23 protein-coding genes are annotated in these 21624 nt (G+C 52.1%); 15 read left to right on the top strand and 8 right to left on the bottom strand.

Features of this window, described 5'->3' with window-relative positions; genetic code table 11:
• The first annotated feature begins 23 nt into the window (after positions 1-23).
• The 9 genes from AJE_RS07235 (at position 24) to AJE_RS07195 (ending at position 8791) form a co-directional block, all read left to right on the top strand.
• Positions 24-497, top strand: a complete 474-nt coding sequence (locus AJE_RS07235; protein WP_008606679.1) for a peroxiredoxin — start codon at positions 24-26, stop codon at positions 495-497.
• Between the two features lie 77 nt (positions 498-574).
• A complete protein-coding gene (gene glf / locus AJE_RS07230) occupies positions 575-1723 on the top strand; it encodes a UDP-galactopyranose mutase (RefSeq protein WP_008950302.1) in 1149 nt (382 codons plus the stop codon).
• Positions 1724-1735: 12 nt separating this feature from the next.
• Positions 1736-2563 carry a DUF707 domain-containing protein gene (locus AJE_RS07225; RefSeq protein WP_008950301.1) on the top strand — a complete coding sequence of 276 codons (828 nt, stop codon included), beginning with the start codon at positions 1736-1738 and terminating at the stop codon, positions 2561-2563.
• Between the two features lie 13 nt (positions 2564-2576).
• Positions 2577-3317: a glycosyltransferase gene (locus AJE_RS07220; RefSeq protein WP_237709320.1), complete on the top strand. Its 741-nt coding sequence runs from the start codon at positions 2577-2579 to the stop codon at positions 3315-3317.
• A gap of 8 nt (positions 3318-3325) precedes the next feature.
• Positions 3326-4093: a glycosyltransferase family 25 protein gene (locus AJE_RS07215; protein ID WP_008950300.1), complete on the top strand. Its 768-nt coding sequence runs from the start codon at positions 3326-3328 to the stop codon at positions 4091-4093.
• 2 nt (positions 4094-4095) lie between these two features.
• On the top strand, positions 4096-5241 hold the full coding sequence (locus AJE_RS07210; RefSeq protein ID WP_202799376.1) for a glycosyltransferase: 1146 nt from the start codon (positions 4096-4098) through the stop codon (positions 5239-5241).
• Complete coding sequence (waaA, locus tag AJE_RS07205; protein WP_008950298.1) at positions 5242-7287, top strand: lipid IV(A) 3-deoxy-D-manno-octulosonic acid transferase; 2046 nt, start codon at positions 5242-5244, stop codon at positions 7285-7287.
• Between the two features lies 1 nt (position 7288).
• Positions 7289-8470, top strand: a complete 1182-nt coding sequence (locus AJE_RS07200) for a BaiN/RdsA family NAD(P)/FAD-dependent oxidoreductase (protein WP_008950297.1) — start codon at positions 7289-7291, stop codon at positions 8468-8470.
• Positions 8471-8482: 12 nt separating this feature from the next.
• On the top strand, positions 8483-8791 hold the full coding sequence (locus AJE_RS07195; RefSeq protein ID WP_008950296.1) for a hypothetical protein: 309 nt from the start codon (positions 8483-8485) through the stop codon (positions 8789-8791).
• Positions 8792-8868: 77 nt separating this feature from the next.
• Here AJE_RS07195 and AJE_RS07190 read toward each other — a convergent pair whose 3' ends face one another.
• Positions 8869-9534 carry a thiol:disulfide interchange protein DsbA/DsbL gene (locus tag AJE_RS07190; protein ID WP_008606689.1) on the bottom strand — a complete coding sequence of 222 codons (666 nt, stop codon included), beginning with the start codon at positions 9532-9534 and terminating at the stop codon, positions 8869-8871.
• Positions 9535-9674: 140 nt separating this feature from the next.
• On the opposite strand from AJE_RS07190, the gene AJE_RS07185 reads away from it, so the two are divergent.
• Positions 9675-10703, top strand: a complete 1029-nt coding sequence (locus AJE_RS07185; protein WP_237709319.1) for a DUF4862 family protein — start codon at positions 9675-9677, stop codon at positions 10701-10703.
• A 1-nt stretch (position 10704) separates the two neighbouring features.
• Positions 10705-11724, top strand: coding sequence for a zinc-binding alcohol dehydrogenase family protein (locus tag AJE_RS07180; RefSeq protein ID WP_008950294.1), 1020 nt, complete (start codon positions 10705-10707; stop codon positions 11722-11724).
• Positions 11725-11806: 82 nt separating this feature from the next.
• On the opposite strand, the gene AJE_RS07175 is transcribed toward AJE_RS07180, so the two are convergent.
• Complete coding sequence (locus tag AJE_RS07175; protein ID WP_008950293.1) at positions 11807-12409, bottom strand: YkgJ family cysteine cluster protein; 603 nt, start codon at positions 12407-12409, stop codon at positions 11807-11809.
• A 114-nt stretch (positions 12410-12523) separates the two neighbouring features.
• Entirely contained in the window at positions 12524-13705 is a 1182-nt protein-coding gene (locus tag AJE_RS07170) for a 7TMR-DISMED2 domain-containing protein (protein WP_008950292.1), read from the bottom strand.
• A 92-nt stretch (positions 13706-13797) separates the two neighbouring features.
• Here AJE_RS07170 and AJE_RS07165 point away from each other — a divergent pair, with 92 nt between their 5' ends.
• Positions 13798-14115, top strand: a complete 318-nt coding sequence (locus AJE_RS07165; RefSeq protein WP_008606695.1) for a c-type cytochrome — start codon at positions 13798-13800, stop codon at positions 14113-14115.
• On the opposite strand, the gene recQ is transcribed toward AJE_RS07165, so the two are convergent.
• Complete coding sequence (gene recQ / locus AJE_RS07160; RefSeq protein WP_008950291.1) at positions 14073-15890, bottom strand: DNA helicase RecQ; 1818 nt, start codon at positions 15888-15890, stop codon at positions 14073-14075. The two genes, AJE_RS07165 and recQ, sit on opposite strands and share 43 nt — an antisense overlap.
• Positions 15891-16016: 126 nt before the next feature.
• On the opposite strand from recQ, the gene AJE_RS07155 reads away from it, so the two are divergent.
• Both AJE_RS07155 and AJE_RS07150 read left to right on the top strand, forming a co-directional pair.
• Entirely contained in the window at positions 16017-16469 is a 453-nt protein-coding gene (locus AJE_RS07155) for a thioesterase family protein (protein WP_008950290.1), read from the top strand.
• A gap of 36 nt (positions 16470-16505) precedes the next feature.
• Positions 16506-17183, top strand: a complete 678-nt coding sequence (locus AJE_RS07150) for a DUF599 domain-containing protein (RefSeq protein ID WP_008950289.1) — start codon at positions 16506-16508, stop codon at positions 17181-17183.
• 110 nt (positions 17184-17293) lie between these two features.
• Here AJE_RS07150 and dolP read toward each other — a convergent pair whose 3' ends face one another.
• The 4 genes from dolP to AJE_RS07130 are packed head-to-tail and all read right to left on the bottom strand — an operon-like array spanning position 17294 to position 20692.
• Entirely contained in the window at positions 17294-17857 is a 564-nt protein-coding gene (dolP, locus tag AJE_RS07145) for a division/outer membrane stress-associated lipid-binding lipoprotein (protein WP_008950288.1), read from the bottom strand.
• The gene (locus tag AJE_RS07140) at positions 17857-18444 is read right to left on the bottom strand and encodes an SIS domain-containing protein (protein WP_008606700.1); all 588 of its coding nucleotides are present in this window, start codon (positions 18442-18444) and stop codon (positions 17857-17859) included. The genes dolP and AJE_RS07140 overlap by 1 nt, the downstream gene beginning before the upstream one ends.
• A gap of 11 nt (positions 18445-18455) precedes the next feature.
• Positions 18456-18803 (bottom strand): YraN family protein, encoded by a 348-nt coding sequence (locus AJE_RS07135; RefSeq protein WP_008950287.1) that lies wholly within the window; start codon positions 18801-18803, stop codon positions 18456-18458.
• A 5-nt stretch (positions 18804-18808) separates the two neighbouring features.
• Positions 18809-20692: a penicillin-binding protein activator gene (locus tag AJE_RS07130; protein WP_138984206.1), complete on the bottom strand. Its 1884-nt coding sequence runs from the start codon at positions 20690-20692 to the stop codon at positions 18809-18811.
• Positions 20693-20767: 75 nt separating this feature from the next.
• Here AJE_RS07130 and rsmI point away from each other — a divergent pair, with 75 nt between their 5' ends.
• Positions 20768-21616 (top strand): 16S rRNA (cytidine(1402)-2'-O)-methyltransferase, encoded by an 849-nt coding sequence (rsmI, locus tag AJE_RS07125; protein WP_008950285.1) that lies wholly within the window; start codon positions 20768-20770, stop codon positions 21614-21616.
• Positions 21617-21624 lie beyond the last annotated feature (8 nt).

Raw genomic sequence — 21624 nt, 5'->3', positions numbered from 1 at the left:
CATGGCGCACTAAGGAATAAGCAATGATTAAAGTAGGCGATAGATTACCAGAAGTCAGCTTCTCACAATTAACAGCCGATGGCATGAAAAACCCTACCACCAGTGAGATTTTCGCCGGTAAAAAAGTGGTGTTATTTGCGGTGCCGGGTGCGTTCACGCCGACCTGTTCTGCAGCGCATTTGCCAGGCTATATTGCGCTGGCCGATCAAATTAAAGCTAAAGGCGTGGACACTATCGTTTGTACCGCTGTCAACGACGCCTTTGTGATGAAAGCCTGGGCGGATAGCCAGAACGCGGAAGAAATTACCTTTTTAGCCGACGGTGGTGGCAGCTTTCATAAAGCCATTGGCCTAACGATGGAAACGGCCGACTTTGGTGGTTTGCGGTCGCAGCGCTATGCGATGATTGTCGAGAATGGTGTTGTTACCCTGCTAAATGTCGAACCACCAAAAACCTTTGAAGTCAGTAAAGCCGAAGTGCTATTGGCTGCGTTATAATAACTCTCTGCAATGACAGCTGGCCGCAAGATGACGCGGCCAGTTAAATTCTTAACTGTTGTTATAGGAAAAATAGTTTGAAATCAATCGGTATTGCTGGGGCGGGGTTTTCCGGTGCTATTATTGCGAATGAATTGGCGCAAGCGGGTTATAAGGTTGCGGTGTTTGAGCCTCGCTCGCATATCGCTGGTAACTGTTTTTCTGCCCGTGACGCCCTAAGCGGTGTGATGGTTCATAAATATGGCCCTCATATTTTTCATACCGATAAAGAACATGTTTGGCGCTATGTAAATCAACTTAGCGTCTTTAAACCTTATGTCAATCGCGTCAAAGCGAATGCGGGTGGCAAAATTTATTCGTTACCAATTAATTTGCACACCATTAATCAGTTTTTTGGTAAGGCCATGTCGCCAACAGAAGCTGCTGAGTTTATTCGTCAGCAAGCTGATAATAGCATTGCAGAGCCAGAAACTTTTGAGCAGCAAGCTATGAAGTTTGTTGGAGAGGCTTTGTACCGAGCGTTTTTTGCGGGCTACACACAAAAGCAATGGGGTTTATCACCAACAGAGCTTCCAGCCAGTATTTTGAAACGTTTGCCGCTACGTTTTAACTATGATGATAATTATTTTAATCATCAATTTCAGGGGATGCCCGAGCACGGTTACACCCCTTTAGTTGAAAAGCTGCTGGACCATCCGAATATCACTGTTCATCTGGAAACGAAGTTAAGCCGCGCAAAGTGTGCAGACTTTGATCACGTATTTTGGTCTGGGCCCTTAGATGCCTACTTTGATTTTAGTTTAGGCCACTTACCCTATCGCACGCTGGAGTTCAAAGAGATTCGTGCCAGCGGTGATTATCAGGGTACAGCAGTTATCAATTACTGCGATCCAGAGATCCCTTACACCCGCATTAGCGAACATAAGCACTTTGCGCCTTGGGAACAGCATGCGGATACAGTGTGTTTTGCTGAATACAGTCGTCAGGCGACTCAAGATGATGAACCATACTACCCGGTACGTTTAGTTAACGATAAGCAGCTGTTATCTGATTATGTGGCACTGGCGCAGCAAGAGCAGGCTATTACTTTCGTCGGTAGATTAGGGACTTATCGCTATTTGGATATGGACGTCACCATTGACGAAGCCCTACAAACTGCCAAAACCTTTTTACAGACACAGGCCGCCAAGCAAGCTATGCCGGTTTTTGTCATTTCACCACTGTAACGGATGTTTTTGATGATAAAGCCTTTCTTAATCGTTGCCCGTGTTGGCGATCGTTCTTTGCATCCACATTGGTTACAAGACGGTGCACCAATGTTTGATGTATTTCTGAGTTATTTTGGTGATGAACCACAAAAGTATCGCGATCAAGCGACTTACTATGAACAGGCAAAAGGCGGTAAATGGCCGGAGATTGGCCGTATTGTAGAGCAGAACTGGGACCTGATTAGTCAGTACAAAGCAGTATGGTTCCCGGATGATGATTTGCTAATAAATGCGAGTGAAATAAACCGTTTGTTTAGTTTTATGCTGGCTTTCGATTTAGCGCTTGCCCAGCCGGCGCTTAGTATGGATTCGTACTTTTCGCATTCCAGCTTACTGGTGCAACATAATTCGGCGTTACGTCTGACTAACTTTATTGAAGTGATGGCTCCCGTCTTTTCAGCGAAAGCTCTGCAAACCCTGCGACATACTTTTAAACAGAGTCCCTCTGGATGGGGGCTCGACAATCTGTGGCCTCATTTGTTAAGTGCGGACGATAGAATCGCAGTAATTGACGCTGTAACGGTCGTGCATACCCGGCCGGTAGGTGGGGAGTTATACAAGAAAAACCCCGACTTGCACCCGGCGAATGATGTACGCAAGTTGGCGGAAATGTATCCTGAACTGGATATTAGCCGAAGCAGCTTTAAGAATAAATTCAGGGTTTTTGCTCAGCTTCGGTATGCGATTAGCCATAACCCGCTGTCTGCATTTATCTTAGGTAAGAAGCAGCGCATTTTAAGTAAGAAACGTTCCAAACAGGTAACAAAGTATGGGCAAAGCCCAAAAACTGGCGTCTAGTGCCGAGGAATTTATGACAACAGTAAACGTACTATGTATCAAATGGGGTAAAAAATATGGCCCTGAATACGTAAATAAGCTGCACTCGATGGTTAGCCGCAACCTCACATTGCCATTTCGCTTTGTTTGCCTAACTGATGATAGTGTAGGAATTGATAGCAAGATTGAAGTGAAACCCATACCTGCAGTTGGTTTCAAAGATTTTGATGAGCGTCAGCCCTGGAGCTTTGGCCACGGTTGGCTAAAGGTTACCAGTTTTGCTGACCCGCTTTACGACCTCAGCGGCCCTACGTTATTTATCGATCTCGATGTGGTGATTGTTGACAATATCGATTGCTTCTTTCAACCGCAGGGCGAATTCTTTGTTATAAAAGAGTGGGACAAGTCTGACGATACTGGTAATACCTCTGTATATCGTTATGAGATTGGAGCACACAGCGATCTGATTGAGTTATTGAAAAACCATAAAGACCGTGAGTTGGCTAAGGTACGCAATGAGCAAGAGTTTGTGACTCAGAATCTGGCCCGGCAAGGAAAACTGCAGTACTGGCCGGAAGGCTGGTGTGTTAGCTTTAAACGCCATTGCTTGCCAAAAGGCATTATGAACTGGTTTAAGCCTGCTACCATACCTAAAGGAGCTAAGATTGTCGCTTTCCATGGTAAGCCGAATCCGCCGGATGCTATCGCCGGCGTCAGTGGTAAGTGGTACCGCCGCGTACTGCCGGTGCAGTGGGTTAAAGATATGTGGCAGTAAGGCCGCTTATGAACTTTAAAATATTTATCATCAATTTGGATCGCTCAGTCGAGCGATACCAGCACGCCGTCGCTCAGTTAGCTGCTTGGCCCGATCTGCCGGTAGAGCGATTAAGTGCGGCAGATGGAAGTAGAATGAGTGAAGAGGAGCTAAACCAATATTATTCGCTCACTCTGAACCAACAGCATTATCACAAACTCTTGAAGCCCGGAGAGAAAGGCTGTTATATCAGCCATATAAGGTGTTGGCAGCAAATCGTGGCACAGCAACTCGATTTTGCGCTGATTTTAGAAGATGATTTTGTAGTGCAATGCGATCTCCCCGCTCTAGTTAATGAGATTAGCCAACTCAAAGAGCAGTGGCATTATATTAAGCTGGCGATGCCAAACAAAGCTCAGCCTGTTATACAGCGTAAAGCGCTAGGGGCAGGGTTTTCCTTGGTACATTACAAAAAACATCCGGTTTCTACTGTTGCACAATTTGTAAGTTTGGCAGGCGCGCAATTACTGCTGGATAAGGCGGTTCCATTCTATCGACCTGTTGACGTTATGCTGCAATATCACTTTGCTCTGGGTATAAAAGCACTGGGTATTTCGCCACAGCCCTTTTGCCCGGAACATAGTTTTGATAGCAACATCTATACTCGAGATAAAGCGGATAAAAAGCAGTGGTTGTTCTTTAAGAATCGACTAAGCTACTTTTTTCAAAGCCAGTTTTTCAATTTGAAAACCTATGGTCTTAAGTCCTTTCTTAAAGCCCGCAAGTTATCGGAGTAATTGTGTCTGACAGTAGTATGATGTCTTGCTCAACGAAACTTAAGGTTTTGCATTTTGTTACCGGTGGTTTTTCCGGAGGTGCAACACAGGTAGCTATTTCGTTGGTGCGTGCAGCGCTGAACTCTGAGCAACTGAGCCCGACCTTGGTGCTGCGCAAAAAACGTCGCGGCGACCCAGCGCGTATTGCCGAGCTGCAGCAGCAAGGTGTTCCAGTAGTCGTAGTGCCGGGTTGGAGTAAGATTGCAACGATTTGGGCCTTAGTAAAGTTATGTCAACAGCTGCAGCCGGACATATTGGTAGCGCATGGTTTTAGTGAGCATTTGTGGGGCCGTTATGCCGGATTATTGGCCAAGGTTCCGGTATTAATCCATGTCGAACACAATACCCGAGAACGCTACAATTGGTGGCGCTTAGCGCAGTCACGTTGGTTGAGCCGGCGAACTGCCGCAATAGTTGGATGTTCTGAAGGTGTGAAAGCTGTGCTGCTCGCACAAGGTATGCCCGCTGAGCGCTGTTATGCAATTTCCAATGGTATCAACACTCAGCCCTTTCAAACGCCTGTTCCTCGTCTGACAGAACGTGCACCCAATATCGTAATGGTGGCGCGTTTTTCAAAACAGAAAGACCATGCGACCCTGTTTCGGGCACTCGCGTTACTCAAAGCGGAAGGTTTAGCGCCGGAGTTATTGTTGGCCGGTGGAGGTAAAGCCTTACATCGTAAGCCTCTGGAAAAACTGGCGCAGCAACTCGGTATTGGTCAGCAGGTGAAGTTTTTGGGTGTGGTACGGAATGTTCCGGAGTTATTGCAACAAAACCAGATCGCTATGTTAAGTTCACATTACGAGGGTATGCCTCTGGCGTTGTTAGAAGGTATGGCTGCGGGGTGTATTGCGATCGGCAGTAAAGTGCCGGGCATTCAGGAGGTGATCAAGCATGGAGAAGATGGCTGGTTAGTGGCAGAAAATGATGTCTCGGCAATGGCGCAGCTACTCAAAGCTTGTTTACTTAATCCTGCACTACAGCAACCATTGGCTGATGCCGGCCGAGCCCGGGCGTTGACCGAGTTTAGTCGCGAACGGATGAATCAGCAGTATGAAAGCCTGTTTGTTCAGCTTGCTGTCGCGGCCAGAAAGCCTCAGGAAGCCTAAGTGACTCGGTTTAGTCTGGCGCTTTACCAACTCGGACTTTATTTACTATTGCCGTTATTGCTGCTGTATTTCTATTGGCGCTCACGCAAGGACCCGGCGTACCGGCAGCGTCTGCTAGAGCGTTTTAGCTTGGGTTTAAAAAAACGTGGGCTGCAACCAGGCGGCATAGTGGTGCATGCGGTCTCCGTTGGCGAAACTATTGCCGCCACACCGTTAATTAAGCAGCTGCAACAGCAGCATCCAACCTTGCCGTTGACCGTTACCGGCACGACCCCAACGGGTTCGGCGACCATCAGTAGCCGCTTTGGTGAGAGTGTGCAGCACTGCTATTTGCCACTGGATTATCCCGGCAGTGTTCGGCGCTTTTTAGACGCGCTTCAGCCAACGTTGCTGGTAATTGTGGAAACTGAGCTGTGGCCTAACTTACTCGCTGCTTGCCGAAAGCGACACATTCCGGTGGTGGTCGTTAATGCCCGTTTATCGGCCCGCTCAGCTAAGGGGTATCGTCGCTTTAGTGCCTTAACCCGGCCGTTACTGAATAATATCAGCCTGTTATTAACCCAGGATCGCGCCAGTGCCCGCCGCTTTCAGGCGCTGGGTTTTGGTAATACCCTGCAAGTGACGGGTAATCTAAAGTTTGAATTGGCGATCCCAGCGCAAACCGCGCAGCTGGTAACGCAATTTTCGCCGCTATTAAAATCGCGGCTGGTGTGGGTCGCTGCCAGTACCCATGCTGGTGAGGATGAGCAGTTACTGGCGCTTTATCCACGCTTAAAACAGCGCTTCCCGCAGTTATTACTGTTACTGGTACCACGCCATCCGGAGCGTTTTGACAAGGTTGCACAGCTGGCGCAAGCCCAGGGGTATAGCGTCTGGCGCCGCAGTAGCGGGCAGTTACCCGGAGCAGACACCGAAATTGCGGTCGGTGATTCGATGGGCGAACTGCTGGCCTGGTATCAGCTGGCCGATCTGGTGTTTATCGGAGGCAGTCTAATCGAGCGCGGCGGCCATAATCCGCTGGAAGCCATTTGCTTTGGCAAAGCAGTACAAAGCGGACCGCATATTTTTAATTTTAATGAGGCGTACCGGCAGCTGCAGCAACAGCAGGCCGTGGTGCTGGTAGCCGATAGTGAGCAGCTGTTTGCCAGCTGTTGTCAGCTGCTTAGCGATGTCAGCTTACGTCAACAGCTCGGGCAACGTGCCCAACAGTTTTTCTCCCGGCAGCAGGGCGCCACGGCGCGCACCCTGGATGCTATCAACCTTCTTGTTGCAGGAACCATTATGCCAAGCCAGCCTTTAGCGCACACGTCAGCCTATCAGACTAAGCAAGCCGGTAACGCCAGCTATTGGTACGATCCGGCGTTTTTTACTGATATCGCCGCTGAGCAGTTTCAAAGTGCCTGGTGGCAACAGCAGCAAGCGGTGATTGGTAGCTCCAGCGGCCGCAATACCGCCTATTTTGTCCAACACGGCGGGCATAAACTGGTGCTGCGGCATTATTACCGTGGCGGCCTGGTCGGCAAGCTGCTGCATGATCAATTCTGGCTGCAGCCGGTGGCACAAAGCCGGGCGATGCAGGAATACCAGTTATTAAGCTGGATGCGTGCGCAGGGCCTGGCGGTGCCAAGACCGGTAGCCGCGCGTTATCAGCGTAGTGGTTTAATTTATCGTGCTGACTTACTGATTGAGCTGATCCCGGACAGTAAAGATCTGGCGGCGATTTTGCAGCAAAGGGCCATGACTGCTGAGGAATGGCAGGCTGTGGGCCAGGCGATCGCACAGATGCACCGGCTGGGGGTTTATCATTCGGATCTGAATTGTCGCAATATTATGCTGGATAGCGCTGGCAAGGTCTGGCTGATTGATTTTGATAAGTGCGAGCGCCGTGAGCCGGGACAGTGGACTGAGCAGAATTTAGCGCGTCTGCTGCGCTCCTTTAATAAGGAGCGCGGTAAACTCGCCCAGTTCCACTGGCAGGATACTGACTGGGCAGCGCTGTTAGCTGGCTATCAGCAGTCGCTTAGCACTGTGGCGGAGCGCAGCTAAGATGCAGCAGTGGGATGTGATTGTGGTCGGCGCGGGTGCGGCCGGTTTATTTTGCGCCATTGAAGCGGCAAAGCGCGGCCGTAAAACCTTAGTACTGGATAATGGCAAGCGCATCGGCCGCAAAATTCTGATGTCGGGCGGCGGGCGTTGTAATTTCACCAATATCTATGCCAGCCCGGCCAATTATTTATCGCAAAACCGCCATTTCTGTAAATCGGCGCTGAGCCGCTACACGCAGTGGGATTTTATTGCGCTGGTGCAGCAATATGGCATTGCCTACCATGAAAAAACTCTGGGCCAGCTGTTTTGTGATGACAGTGCCAAAGATATCGTTGAGATGCTACAGCAGGAATGTGATAAAGCCGGTGTGCAGATTGCGCTGCAGCAGGAGATCACGACGGTTAGCTATCAGGATGGTCAGTATCAGGTTGTTACGCCACAGCTCAGCCGGCAGTGCCAGAGTCTGGTGATTGCCAGCGGCGGCCTAAGCCTGCCTAATCTTGGAGCGACGGCTTTTGGTTACCAACTGGCTGAGCAATTTGGCTTAAAGGTGCTGCCACTGCGCGCCGGCTTGGTACCGCTAACCTGGCAACCGGCCGATAAAGCCGTGTTTGAAGAAATCAGCGGAGTGTCGCTGCCAGTGACCGCCGAGGCCAATGAGGTCCTGTTTCCGGAGGATATGCTGTTTACCCATCGCGGCCTAAGCGGCCCGGCGATTTTGCAAATCTCCAACTACTGGCAACCCGGCGATGAGCTGACGATTAACCTGGTAGCAGGCCAGGACTTAACAGCGCTGCTAACCGAGTTGCAGCGACAGCATCCGGCGCAGGAGCTAAAAACCGCTCTGGCACGAGCGCTACCCAAGCGCCTGGTAGAAAAACTTTTAGAGCTTAATGTGTTTCAAAATCAGCCGCTGAAAGCGCTAAATCCGAAAAGTATCGAGCGGCTGGTCGACAGCCTGCAGCGCTATATTTTTAAACCGAACGGCACCGAAGGCTACCGCACAGCTGAAGTGACCTTAGGTGGCGTCGATACCGATGAGCTATCGTCCAAAACGATGGAGGTAAAAAAGCAGCCGGGTCTGTATTTTATCGGCGAGGTAGTCGATGTCACCGGTTGGCTCGGTGGCTACAATTTCCAATGGGCCTGGAGCTCTGGCTGGGTCGCTGGGCAGTATTGTTGAATAAGAAGCAAGATGAAAAAACTTTCTAAAGTACAACTTAAACAACAGGCCGCCGTGATGGCGGCGGTGACCAGTCTGGAGCAGCAGGCACTGGCGGAACTAGCCGGTGTAGTGCAGGCCTGGTTTAGTATGGAATATGAAGCCTTTCCGGGGTCTTTGCTGGTGCGGCTGCAATTTGCTGAACAGGCACAGTTAGAGGCAGCACAGCCACAGTTATTGCTGTGGCAAAAGCGGCTGAGTGCGTTAATGCTGAAAAAGGGTTTTGTGCTAAAAGATTTACGTAAACATCTGGTGTTTACGCTAAGCGGGCCGGACGATTAATCCGGCCTGTTTTGCTCTGGCGCTAACATTGCGTCTGACAGCCTAAGCTGCAGAGGTTTCAGCTTAGGTGCGCTGCGTTAGTCTTTTTGCAGCAGATAATCCAATAGCTGAAAATAATCTTCATTTGACTGAATATCGTCCGGTAACTCAGTACCGACCAGATACTTACCCTTTACCACAATCGCCGGCACGCCCTGAATACGGTTATCCAACATCTCGCGGTTAGCCTGCTCCATTAGCGCCCGTGCCTGCTCTGAGTTTGCCAGTTCACTAAAGGCGTTGCTATCCAGCTGATGCTGCGCCAAGAAGGCATTGATAGCTGCCAGATCAGGGAGCTGGTTTTTCTCTACCCGGGTGTCTCGGTACAGCGTAAAGAGCGCATCCGTCAGGGCAGCGTTGCCCCCTAATTGCAAAGCATAAAACACACTGGCATCAAAAGCCCAGCGCTCGCCTAAAGCCGGATGGCGGCGCAGCAGCGAGACTTGTGGCCGCTCAGCCAGATAAGCTTTTAATAAGGGTTCAAAGTTCTGACAATGCGGACAACCGAGCCAGAAATATTCGGTTAAGCCTTGCTGCGCGGCCGGCTCGGTGAGCGGCTTGCTCAATACCTGATAATGCTTACCACTGGTAAAGATCCGCGCCGGGGTGGCAGCGTCTGTACTAAGGGCCTCACTGACCGGTGGTGTTTGGGGTGAGCAGGCTGCCAGCAGCGCAAGCGGTAACAGCAGGTATAAGAACTTCATACAACAACCTTAACGTTAAAAGCGGGAGAGTGCAGTGTACGGATTTTCGCGGCCTACCACAATTATCCGGCGCCGCGCGGCAGATGCTAACCGATGAGCGGCTAACAGGCTGCGACTTTTCGCCTAATCAGGTTATGATAATGACATCACAGGTTAAGCGATGGAACAACATGGGATATTTTCTTGGTGCTTATGCCGCTTCGGCCAATGTCAGCGGTTGGGACGCGCAGCTGGAGGCCGACTATTATCGTGGGCTGGCAGGCTTAGCAGAGGTCAAAGGACTAGAGCATCCCTTTCTCGGGCAACTGCATCAGCATGATGATGCCTGGTTTTTACAGCATCTGGCGCCGCACTGGGATTATGTATTTACGACTATTCCCGGGGTGATGAATGCACTGGCGACTCAGCCCGGCTTCGGGCTGGCATCGACCGATCCGGCGGGGCGCCAGGCGGCACTCGACTTTATGCAGGCCGCCCGCCAGGCGATTCTGAAGTTAAATCAGCATCTGGGGCGACAGGCGGTTAAAGCTATCATGCTGCACACAGCGCCGGCACGGGACAAGGTTGCAGGTAGTGCCGCCTGCTTTATGGCGTCGATGCAGCAGCTGCTCAGTTGGGACTGGCAGGGTGCCCAGCTGCAGGTCGAGCATTGTGATGCCTATCTGCCACCGCAGTTGCCGTCGAAGGGCTTTTTGAGCCTGAGCGATGAGCTTGCCGTCTTAAGTCAGTTAAAACAGCAGGGTGCTGCCCCGGTTGGCGTGGTGATTAACTGGGGGCGTTCGGTATTTGAAGGTCGTGATCCCGCTGCGGCTATTGCACATATTCAGGCGGCAAAAGACGCAGGGCTGCTGGCCGGTTTGATGTTTTCCGGCGTCTCCGGCGAAGACAGTGCCTATGGTGCCTGGCGCGACAGTCATCAACCGATCCGTAATGCCCAGGCACCTGAGTTGGGCTCGGCCTGTTCCTGGCTGACCGAGCAGCAGGTTGGTGCGGCGCTCAAGGCAGCCAGCCCGGTTGAACACTTAAGCGTACTGGGCCTGAAAATCGGTGTGCGGCCAGTTACCGCTACTGTGGCCGAGCGCTTAACTTTACTGCAGGCGCAGTTACAGATCCTGACACAGCAACAGGCGTTAATCAGTTCCATTTCACCAGTTAACGGGAGCATCTAAGATGAAAGCAGTCGGTTATCAGCAATCACTGGCCATTAGCGAGCCGGCGTCGTTATTGGATATAGAATTAGCCACTCCGGTCGCCGCAGGCCACGATATTTTGGTTAGGGTGGCAGCGGTCTCGGTTAATCCGGTGGATACCAAGATCCGCAAGAGAGTCACGCCCGCCGCCGGTGAATATAAGGTGCTGGGCTGGGATGCCGCCGGTGAAGTGGTCGCGGTAGGTGAGCAGGTTAGCCGCTTTGCGCCCGGTGATCGGGTGTATTATGCCGGGGCATTGCAGCGACAGGGCTCAAACGCCGAATATCAGCTGGTCGATGAGCGGATCGTGGGTAAGATGCCAGCGAATCTGAGCTTTGAACAGGCGGCGGCCTTACCGCTTACCGCCCTGACAGCCTGGGAGCTGTTGTTTGATCGGCTCGAGCTGGCAACGCCCAGCTTAAAACATCCCAAGCCGGTATTACTGGTAACAGGTGCGGCCGGTGGTGTCGGCTCTATACTGGTGCAGCTGGCCCGCCAACTGACGACAGTGACAATAGTAGCGACGGCGTCCCGGCCGGAGAGTCAGCAGTGGGTGCAAGAGCTGGGAGCGCACTATGTGGTTAACCACAATCAGCCATTAATACCGCAGCTACAGCAGTTGGGGATCCGGGCGGTCAGCCACGTTGCCAGCCTGACCCAAACTGATCAGCATTATGCTGAGCTGGTGCAGTTGCTGGCGCCACAAGGCAAGCTGGCATTAATTGATGATCCGGTTGGCGGTCTTGATATTATGCCGCTCAAACAAAAGAGTATTTCGCTGCACTGGGAGTTTATGTTCACCCGCTCGCTGTTTAGCACACCAGATCTGCTGACCCAGCATCAAATTCTGACCGATCTTAGCCGCCTGATTGAGCAGGGCCAGATTAATACCACGCTCAAGCAGAGCTTCGGCAAGATTAATGCGGAAAATTTAAAGCAGGCGCATGCACTGTTAGAGAGCGGTAAAGCAATAGGTAAGATTGTGCTGGCCGGGTTTTAACACTGAGCCTGATTAGCTCTGGGATAAAAAGTGCACGCCGGGTTTGCGAGCCCGGCATGCGGTCTGCTTAATTCAGATTAATTCAGGCGATCTGCTCACCGTCAAAACTGCTGTAATAGGCTTTTAACAACACTTTTTCCAGTGCCAGTTTAAAGGCCTGATTAATCGGGTAGTGTTTATTACCCAGCTCGTAGTCCAACTGACTAACTTGCTCTTTAATGCTCATCATCATTGGCGGTGGGTTAGCGGTTAGCATAATTAAATGCTGCTGATATTTTTCCAGTTTATCCGCTTTAATCACCTTGCAGACCGATAGCGAAGCCTGGCCTTGTTTGTCGCGATAGCCGGCCGCGCCAAACATCCGGCAAATACTGGGTCTTTGCTGATACACAGTACAATGGCCTTGTTTACCATCAAAGGATAAACGCTGATAAAAAAAGCAGCCAGATACCTCTGGTAACTCTTCGAGTTGTGTCAGTGTCTGCTCTGCTTTACCCTGATCAAACAGGTGTAATGCCAGCGGCAACGCTTCCAGCACCGTCGCCTCAATGGTGGTTTGAGTGCAACATTCACCACAACTGTCACGGCAGGTTAGGCCGCTGGCACGTTGATAACCGGAAAAGGTGTCCGCCATTTCGCCATACACAGCCTCAACACGACGCGATAACTCACGCAGTCGTTGCATAAAGACTCCGAACGAAATAACTATTAATGAATTGTAGTCGTGAAACGGCGACTTGCCGCCGGCGCATTTTAGTGTGCCGGACGGCTGCTACGCAATAGGCTGGTGTAAAAATCGTCAGTTGACGTACTGCGACCGTGCCGGCTGCAGCAGCAGGGCGCTGGAGACTAACAGCAAAAAAATAGCCAGATTTAACCACTCGGCAAACCCCGACAGGTAGCGGGTTTGCACAAACAGCAGGCAGAAAGTACCAAGCGTCGCTTGTAGGGCGTAGCGGGGAGCGGCCTTCAGCTCAGTGGTCAGGCTGATATAGATGGCCTGAATAATAACGATGCTCAGGGTTACGCTGACACTGACAAACAGCAGCTGCAGCTTCAGCGGACCACTGGCAAATAAGGGGCTAAAGATTAGTAACAAGGCTGCCGCAGCAGCCAGCATATTGAGTTGTCTGGCTCTGGAGCCAGCATATTGCAGCAGACTACGGCGGCTAAACAGGGATAAACAGAGCAGGCAACTGCCGACTGCAATATAGAGAATAACCGGGTTAAGCTCAGGGTAAACCGGCCATAACTGATTAAAAGCCAGCCCGTTTAAAATACCCAATACCAGCGCAAAGCTCAGATAGAATCCGGCCAGAAAACACAGCGCTGTATTACGCTGTAACCAGCTGCAATACAGAATGGTTAAAACCAGCAACAACAATACGCCACTGAGCAAGGCATCTTCTAACAGCTGTTGCTGCGCCTCGGCTAGTAAGATCGGTAAACTGGCTAGCCTGAGCTCAGTACCTAACAAGGACGCATCCTGAATTTTTAATAATAAGGTTGCACTGCCATTGGCCTCCAGAGAAATTGATTGGACATAGCCCCGTACCGGTAGGGCACGCTCGCTGTATGGCAACAAACTACCGGTTTTACCCAATAGCTGGGCGCTGGGGATCTCTGGTTGTAATTGGTAAAAGCTGAGTCGATCTGCCGGTAAAAATGGGTAATGCAGCCAGGCTTGCCAGGGTTCTGGAAACGGATTGTTTAGTTGTACCAGCAACCAGAGTGCTTGTTGTGCCGTAACTCTGAGTGTGGCCTTGCCGGCGGGTAAATCATTAAACTGGTGAAACAGCGCCCGGTCCCGTATTAACTCTTCGGCACTGAGTTCCACCGCCGTAATTTGATACTGCACCTTAGGTACCACTATGGAGCGCTGCAACAATTGCTCTGCCAGCGGCTGCTCAATAGCATAGCTTTGCTGGCTAAAGACCATGGCCAGCAGCAGACAGGTGAAACGGCGTAACCACAGCAGCAAAAGAAACTCCGGAATAGACGTGCAGATGGCTTGAGCAGCAGGCCAGTTTGCGGATTAATAGGGTGATAATGATAATAAACAGAGGGATCCTAATGTACAAGCATGTTCTGTTACTGTTGTTGGCCTTAGCCTGGCCAGCGTTGGCGGCTGATATTGAACAGGGCCGGCAAAAGGCCGCGGTCTGCGTGGCCTGTCATGGCGCTGATGGTATAGCGGTGATTGCCGAGTACCCGAATCTGGCTGGTCAGAAAGTGAAATACCTGCAGCTGGCCATAAAGGCCTACCGCGATGGTGAGCGCCGCCATGCGGTGATGTCACCGATGGCAAGCGGACTGTCAGAGCAGGATATTGCCGATATCGCTGCCTTTTACGCCAGCTTACCGCCTGCAGGCAATTCGGCCGCTAAGTAGTCGTTAATTTCGGTCAGAAAGTCGGCGCCATAGCGGCCGAGCTTGGTATAGCCAACGCCGCTTACCGCCAGCATACCAGCATTATCGGTCGGCAGTTTCTGGCACATATCAATCAGGGTGGCGTCGCTGAATACCACAAAGGGCGGCACATCATCGCGCTCAGCGATCCTTTTGCGCAGTGCCCTGAGCCGTGCAAACAGCTGACGGTCATAATTCTGATTGGCCAGTTTCGCCGGGGCTTTCGCCACGCTTTGTAGCCTGGGTACTGCCAGAGATAACTGTTGCTCACCGCGCAATACCGGCCGCGCTGCCGGTAACAGCCGCAGTACCGAATGATGGCTGATATCCTGTTGTAATAAGCCAAAATGGATCAGCTGACGGAAGATACTCAGCCAATAATCGTGACTCAGTGCTTTGCCCAGGCCCCAGGTCGAGACCTTGTCATGACCAAAATCGAGGATTTTCTGCGTCTGGCCACCGCGTAGTACCTCAATCACATGATGTAAACCGAAATTCTGACCAACCCGGTACACGCAGGACAGCGCTTGTTGGGCCAGCTCGGTGCCATCAAATTGTTGTGGTGGGTTCAGGCAGATATCGCAGTTGCCGCAGGCCTGTTGCCGCGCTTCACCAAAGTAATTCAGCAGTACCAGTCGGCGACAGGTTTGCGCTTCTGCAAAGGCCGCCATCGATAAAAAGCGCTGCCATACCACCTCGGCCCGGCCCGGGTTTTCCTCGGCTTCCAGCCAGCGTTTCATCCTGCCGATATCTGCCGGATCGAACAGCAGCACGGCCTCTGCTGCCACACCATCCCGACCGGCGCGGCCCGTTTCCTGATAATAGGCTTCAATGGTGCGCGGCAATTCAAAATGCACCACAAAACGGATATTCGGCTTATCGACCCCCATGCCAAAGGCCACGGTGGCAACAATCAGGTTGATATCGTCACGCTTGAAGGCATCCTGCACCCGTTGCCGTTCGGTTGAGTCATGGCCGGCGTGGTAGGCTGCGACTTTATAACCCCGTTCCTGCAGTTGCGCGGTCAGTTCATCGACTTTGCGCCGGGAGCTGCAGTAAATAATGCCACTCTGGTTTTCCTGTTGCTTCAGGTAAGCCAGCAGTTGCTCCAGCGGGCGGAATTTTTCCTGTACCGTATAGCGGATATTCGGCCGGTCAAAGCTACCGCGATGAATATAAGGGTTGCTTAACCCCAGTTGCTGCAGAATATCCTGCTGCGTCGCCGGATCGGCAGTGGCGGTCAGAGCAATAAAGGGCACACCGGGAAAGCGTTGTTTCAGTTGCGACAAGGCCATATAGTCGGGCCGGAAATCATGGCCCCACTGTGAGATACAGTGGGCTTCGTCAATGGCAAACAGGCTGACGCCAACCTCCTGCAAGCGCTCCAGAAAGCTCGGTTGCAGCAAACGCTCGGGTGCCACATACAGCAGTTTCAGTTCGCCATAACGCAGCTGGTTTAGCACGTCCAACACCGCTTCCCGGCTCAAACTGCTGTTGACATAGGCTGCGGCAATGCCGTTGGCGCGCAGGCTATCGACCTGATCTTTCATCAGCGACATCAGCGGCGACACCACCAGGGTCACGCCGGGCAACTGCAATGCTGGCAACTGATAACAGAGTGATTTACCACCGCCGGTGGGCAACAACACAAAGCAATCCCGGCCCTGCAGCACAGCCGAGATAATCTCCTGCTGACCGTTACGCCAGCTGCTGTAACCGAAGCTTTGCTTTAATACCGCCAGCAGTTGTTCTGACACCCGAAATGCACCTCAGAAAAAACGCCTATTGTATGCAGAAAAGCCTGAGTTTTACAGCAGCATTGGCTTTGCAGCAGCCACCTTTGCCGCTACACTGACAGAAAAGGTCTTACCACTGAGCTGAAAATGACGCCGGAACAACTACTTAACTATATTGCCGCTGCCTTCAACGAAATGCCGTTTAACAAACTACTGGGCCTAACCGTTACCCGCTTTGATGAGGAGGGGGCTGAAGTCCGTTTCCGTTGGTCAGCGCAACTGGTCGGTAACCCGTTGCAGCAAATTCTGCATGGCGGCGTGATCGCCTCGGTACTGGATGTGGCCGGCGGCTTAATGGCCGTTGCCAGTGCCCTGGGACGGGTTAGCAGCGTGGCGCCGGCTGAACTGGCAGAGCGGTTTGGTAAGATGAGTACCATTGATATTCGCACCGACTATCTGCGGCCTGGTCGTGGTGAAGAGTTCATTGCCACGGCGCGGGTGATCCGGGCTGGTAACAAGGTCGCAGTATGCCGGATGGAGCTGCATAACGAGCAAGGCTTGCATATTGCGCTCGGCACCGGCACCTATCTGGTCGGCTAAAGTGCTACAATACGCCCTAGTGATAGAGAGGTAAAAATGTTGAGTTGGCTGGATATCATAGCAGTGTTCTGGTTCAGTGTAGTGTGGTCTGGTTATACGCTGTATGCCAAGAAAAGAGCGAAAACGTCGACCTGCTTATCATTTGAAATGCGCCGCAAACGCAATGACTGGATGCAGCAGATGCTGCGCCGGGATAATAAGATGGCCGATGTCGGTTTGATCTCTACCCTGGAACGCAATGTGTCCTTTTTTGCCTCCAGCTGTTTGCTGATCCTGGCGGGTTTACTGACAGTGCTGACCTCCAGTGAGCGACTCAGTACCATGCTCAGCGGTCTGATCCCGTGGAGTGTGCAGTCGGAAATGCAAATCCAGCTCAAAATCCTGTTATTAGCCTTTATTTATGTGTTTGCTTTTTTCCAGTTTACCTGGTCGTTACGGCAGTATGGCTTTGGCGGCGTGCTGATTGGCGCCGCGCCGGACGGTAAAGCCCTGACGCCGGAAGAGCAGCAGTTGTATGCAAATCGCACCGCTAAGGTGATTGATCAGGCCGGGCACTCTTTTAACTATGGTTTAAGAGCGATTTATTTTTCGCTCGCGGCCCTGACCTGGTTTATTGATGCCGCTTTGTTTATGGTGGTTACGGTGCTGGTGCTATTGATCCTGAAACACCGGGAGTTTCATTCTAAGATCCTAAAAGCCTTGCAGGAGTGTTAATCCTGACAGGTTGGATTTTGTTCGTCTGCTGGTGTTTTGAACGCGATACGTGCAGTGCGTTAACACAGTACCCGGCTGCTTAATAACGCCGCCGGGTATGTTAATTGATGTTACGGGTTTTCAAAGGCTTTAATCACCCGCACTACGCCTTCGACGTTACGGGCAATATCCACGGCGCGATCGGCCTCGTTGCCACCAACCAGTCCCATTAAAAAGACTTCCTGGTTTTCGGCGACCACGCGAATATTCAGGCCGCTGACCCGCTCATCTGCCAGCAACTGCGTTTTTACCTTAGTTGCAATCCAGCTATCACGGGTGCGGGTGGTCATGGAGGTATTGTTACCCAGCCGGATTTGGTTATGTACGACTTTAACGCTCGGAATATCCTGTACCAGCCGTTGCGCCTGTTCTTTAACTTGTTCGCTGCGCGTTTGCCCGGTAAGCAATACCACGCCGTTATAGCTGGTGATATTGATATTGCTGCCTTTGGCAGTCAGCTGATCTTCACTCAGCGCCCGGCGCGCTTTCATCACTATGCTACTATCGTCAATTTGTGAACCCAGGGTGCGTCTGTCATGGGCCGAAGTCACCGCTGTAGCGCCTCCGGCAACGACGGCGGCAGCGCAACCTTGTAGTACTAACAATGCAGCCAGTAACGGTAATAATTTAGCCATTAGAACTCTCCTTGCTGTGGGAACAGCGTCATATCAATTAATTCGCAGACACAATGTAATAGGAAGGTGTAACACTCCACCACCCGCGCCGGCCGATGTGCTGGCACCTTTAATTCCACATCCTGCTGGTTGAGCAAACCGGATAACTCACTGCTGTTATCCACGGTCAGCGCGATCACTTTCATATCTTTGGTTAAGGCCGCTTCGGTAGCCCGGATCAGGCTTTGTTCTGCGCCATTGAGAGAAATCACCACCAACACATCCGCCGCTTGCCCCAGGGCGCGTACCTGCCGTGCCAGATAATCATGGTTCTGCTGGTTGCCCGGTTGCAGGCTGGACGCATCCGCCTGCAAGGCAAAGGCCGGCAGGCAAGGGCGTTCGGTTTCAAACTGATCTAACAATAATTGCGCGAAATGACTGGCCAGGCTGCGGGAGGCACCTTCGCCACAGCAAATCACCTTGCCGCCATTGATCAGGGCATCAACCAACAGTAAAGCACTGCTTTCAATCGGGCCGGCCAGCGCCTCACTGGTGGCGATCATGGTTTGGATATTTTCACTAAACAGATGTCTGATATGTTCCTGCATCCTGATTCCTGTTAACTAAAGGCGTTTTGCAGCCACTGGTATTGGTATGGTGCCGGACCTTGCACGGCTAAGACATCGATCCGGCAAGGTTGTTCATTTAAACGGTGTAATTGACAATACCACTGGACCGCACGGCGGACCTTTTGTTGTTTGCTATAGGTTACGGCTGCCAGGGCGCCACCAAAGGCTTGGCTGGCCCGGTACTTTACTTCAACAAAGACCCAGCAGGAGCCTTGTCGCATTACCAGGTCAATTTCGCCGGCTTTGCACTGAAAGTTCTGTGCTACCAGTTGTAACCCCTGCTGTTGCAGGTAACTGGCGGCCAGTTGCTCGTAGTAGGCTCCCTGCTGCTGATTCAAGGTGTTTAAGGCTCCTGCACCGCAACCAGGCGGTTGCTTTGGTAGCTGGCCCAACTGAGTTGCCTGCTGATGCTGCCGTCACTCAGTACACTGAGGCGGCCGGTAAAGCCTGGGAAGCTTAACGACGGCAATTGCTGTTGCTGTTTCAGGCTGCCCACCAGCTGGTAGGCGTCAAAGCCCATCGCGAATAAGCGTTGCAGGCTTTCATCCTGCTCCGGAAATAGCTGCAGGTACTGCTCGCGTACCGTCAGAATATGTTGCTCACCCAACAGCCAGGGCGTTTCCGTAAAGGTCAGGCCGTTTAAGTCGCGCAGATCATTGGCATCTCCGCCAACGGTATAGCTGCGGGAGCTGGCGTATATCGGTAAGCGTGGGCCATGCTGGCTGACGGAGACGTCCAGAAAGGGTTTAAACATCCGGGTTTGTACCGGATCGGCAATCAGATAAATGGCGTCAATATCGCGCCGGCTGTGCGGTTCACTCTCGACCTTACCGCTGATCAGGCCTGAGATCTGACGAATACGCTCACGACTGGCGTCGGTTTCTAACAGCCGGGTAACCAGCGCTTCCAGCTCGTCACGGGCAGTAAATTCGTAATTTTCCGGTGCCGCAAAGCCAAGCTGTTGCCACTGCCGGCTAAACTGCTGCAGCATACGCTGGCTAATGGCATTGCGGGCACTTATTACCACTGGCCGCTGATAGTTTTTACGGGCGAATAGCTGTGCCATCTGTGTGGCTTCATCTTCCATATTCAGTGCAAAGTAAAAACGATCGGCCTGTGGCTGCCGGCTGCTGTCGCGGCTGTTTAAAAACAGCGTCGGGTAACGCCAGTCCTGCAGTTGGCTGATAGCATCAACCTGATCCCGCAATAGTGGCCCTATGACAAAATCGACACCGGCCGTGGCAAGTTGTTGCTGCAGCGCTGCCATCGGTTGCTGGCTATCAAAAAACAGTAACTGGCGCTCAGAGGTCTGGTTCTGAGCCGCGGCGGCTAACAAGCCATATTGAATGGCCCTGGCCGGCTGACTGAACTGGCCGCTAAACGGCAGTAACACAGCAATCTTGCGCGGTTGATAGGGTTCTAAGGCTAGTTGCTGTTGTAAATTCGCCGGCAGCTCGCGCAGTGACGGCAGCTGCGGATAACGCTGCTGCCAATCGGCCAGTGCAAACTGCAGTTGCTGCGGCGCGCCCAGATAGTTACGTACCAGCTCCAGTAAATTCAGCCAGCCGAGGCTGCGTTGACTGGCGCCCACTTTCAGGTTGTTTAGCTCAGTATTATCCAGATTACTCAGCTGCTGCCAGAGTTGCGCTTGTAACTCAGGGTAGTTGGTTTCCGTCTGACGGCTGTCGGCTAGCAGTTGGTCCAAGTGTAGTAAGGCACGCGCAGCAGCATAGCTGCGGCCCACTTGCTGATACAGGCTGGCGCTGGCCCATAAAAATGCCGGTCGATCTGCCAGCGGCAGCTGAGCCGGATTGGTGTTCTGAACTAAGCGCTCGGCCAGGCTCAATTCGTTGTGTGCCAGATAGGCTTGTAATAATGGCAATTGATTCGCCGAGCGGATGGCGGTTGTTTCACTTAGTTGCAAGCTATCGCTAATAGCAAGTGCCAGTTCAGCGTTTTGCTCCGCCAGGGCCTGACGAGAGGCGCGCAGCAGTAAGCGCTGCTGATGTTCACCGCTCTCGCTGGCAGCTTGCTGTAATAGTGATTCGGCGCTATCCGTACGAGCTGTTACTTTAGGACCTGTGGTGTCAGGCTTAGCCGGAGCGACAACTTGCGGCCGCTCGATAGGACTGACCTCAAGCCCGGATGGGGCCGGTGTTTGCGCGCAGCTGCTTAGCAGGCCGGCGAAGGATAACAGGAATACAGGCTTCAGTTTGCTGGTTTTCACAATGCACAGTACCATAAGGTGTTAATAGTGGTATCTTACTGACACTACCCGTTAAGCTCAATGAAATAGCGACTTATGACTAAACAAATCGGCTCACTTTATGTTGTAGCCACGCCTATTGGCAATCTGGACGATATAAGCCAGCGTGCAATCCGTACCTTACAGCAGGTTAGCTGTATCGCCGCTGAAGATACCCGCCACAGTGGAAAGCTGTTACAGCATCTGGGAATCAGCAACCGTTTATTCGCCTTGCATGACCATAACGAGAAACAGCGCGCTGCCAGCATTATTGAAAAATGCCTGGCGGGCGAAGAGGTGGCACTAATCTCCGATGCCGGTACACCGCTGATTAGCGATCCTGGCTATAACCTGGTACGGCAGTGTCGGGATGCCGGTGTGCCGGTAGTACCGATCCCCGGGCCTTGTGCACTTATCACTGCGCTCTGTGCCGCCGGCCTGCCTACCGATAAGTTTCAGTTTATCGGTTTTTTAGCAGCGAAATCGACGCAACGGCAAAACCAGTTAGCCGAGGTGCCAGCCGCCGGTGGCACCATTATTTGTTATGACACAGCGCGACGGATTCTGGATACACTGCAAGATGTGGTCGCGGTGTTCGGGCCAGAACGGCAGCTGGTTTTAGCGAAAGAGCTGACCAAAACCTTTGAGCATTTTGCTTGTGGCACCGCAGCAGAGATCAGCAGCTGGCTGACTGAGGATCCACAGCGCTGTCAGGGCGAAATGGTGCTGATGATTGCACCGGCACCGGCGAAAGCCGATGACTCAGTCCGTGAAGATGTGCAGCGTACGCTAAAAATCCTGCTCGCTGAGTTGCCACTGAAACAGGCGGCAGCGCTGGCGGCACAAATTCATAACGAAAAGAAAAATGCGCTCTATCAGTTGGCGCTGAGTTGGCAAACAGATTAGCGTTAGCC

Source organism: Alishewanella jeotgali KCTC 22429 (assembly GCF_000245735.1).
Taxonomy (GTDB): domain Bacteria; phylum Pseudomonadota; class Gammaproteobacteria; order Enterobacterales; family Alteromonadaceae; genus Alishewanella; species Alishewanella jeotgali.
This window is presented reverse-complemented; position numbering and strand designations above follow the sequence as displayed.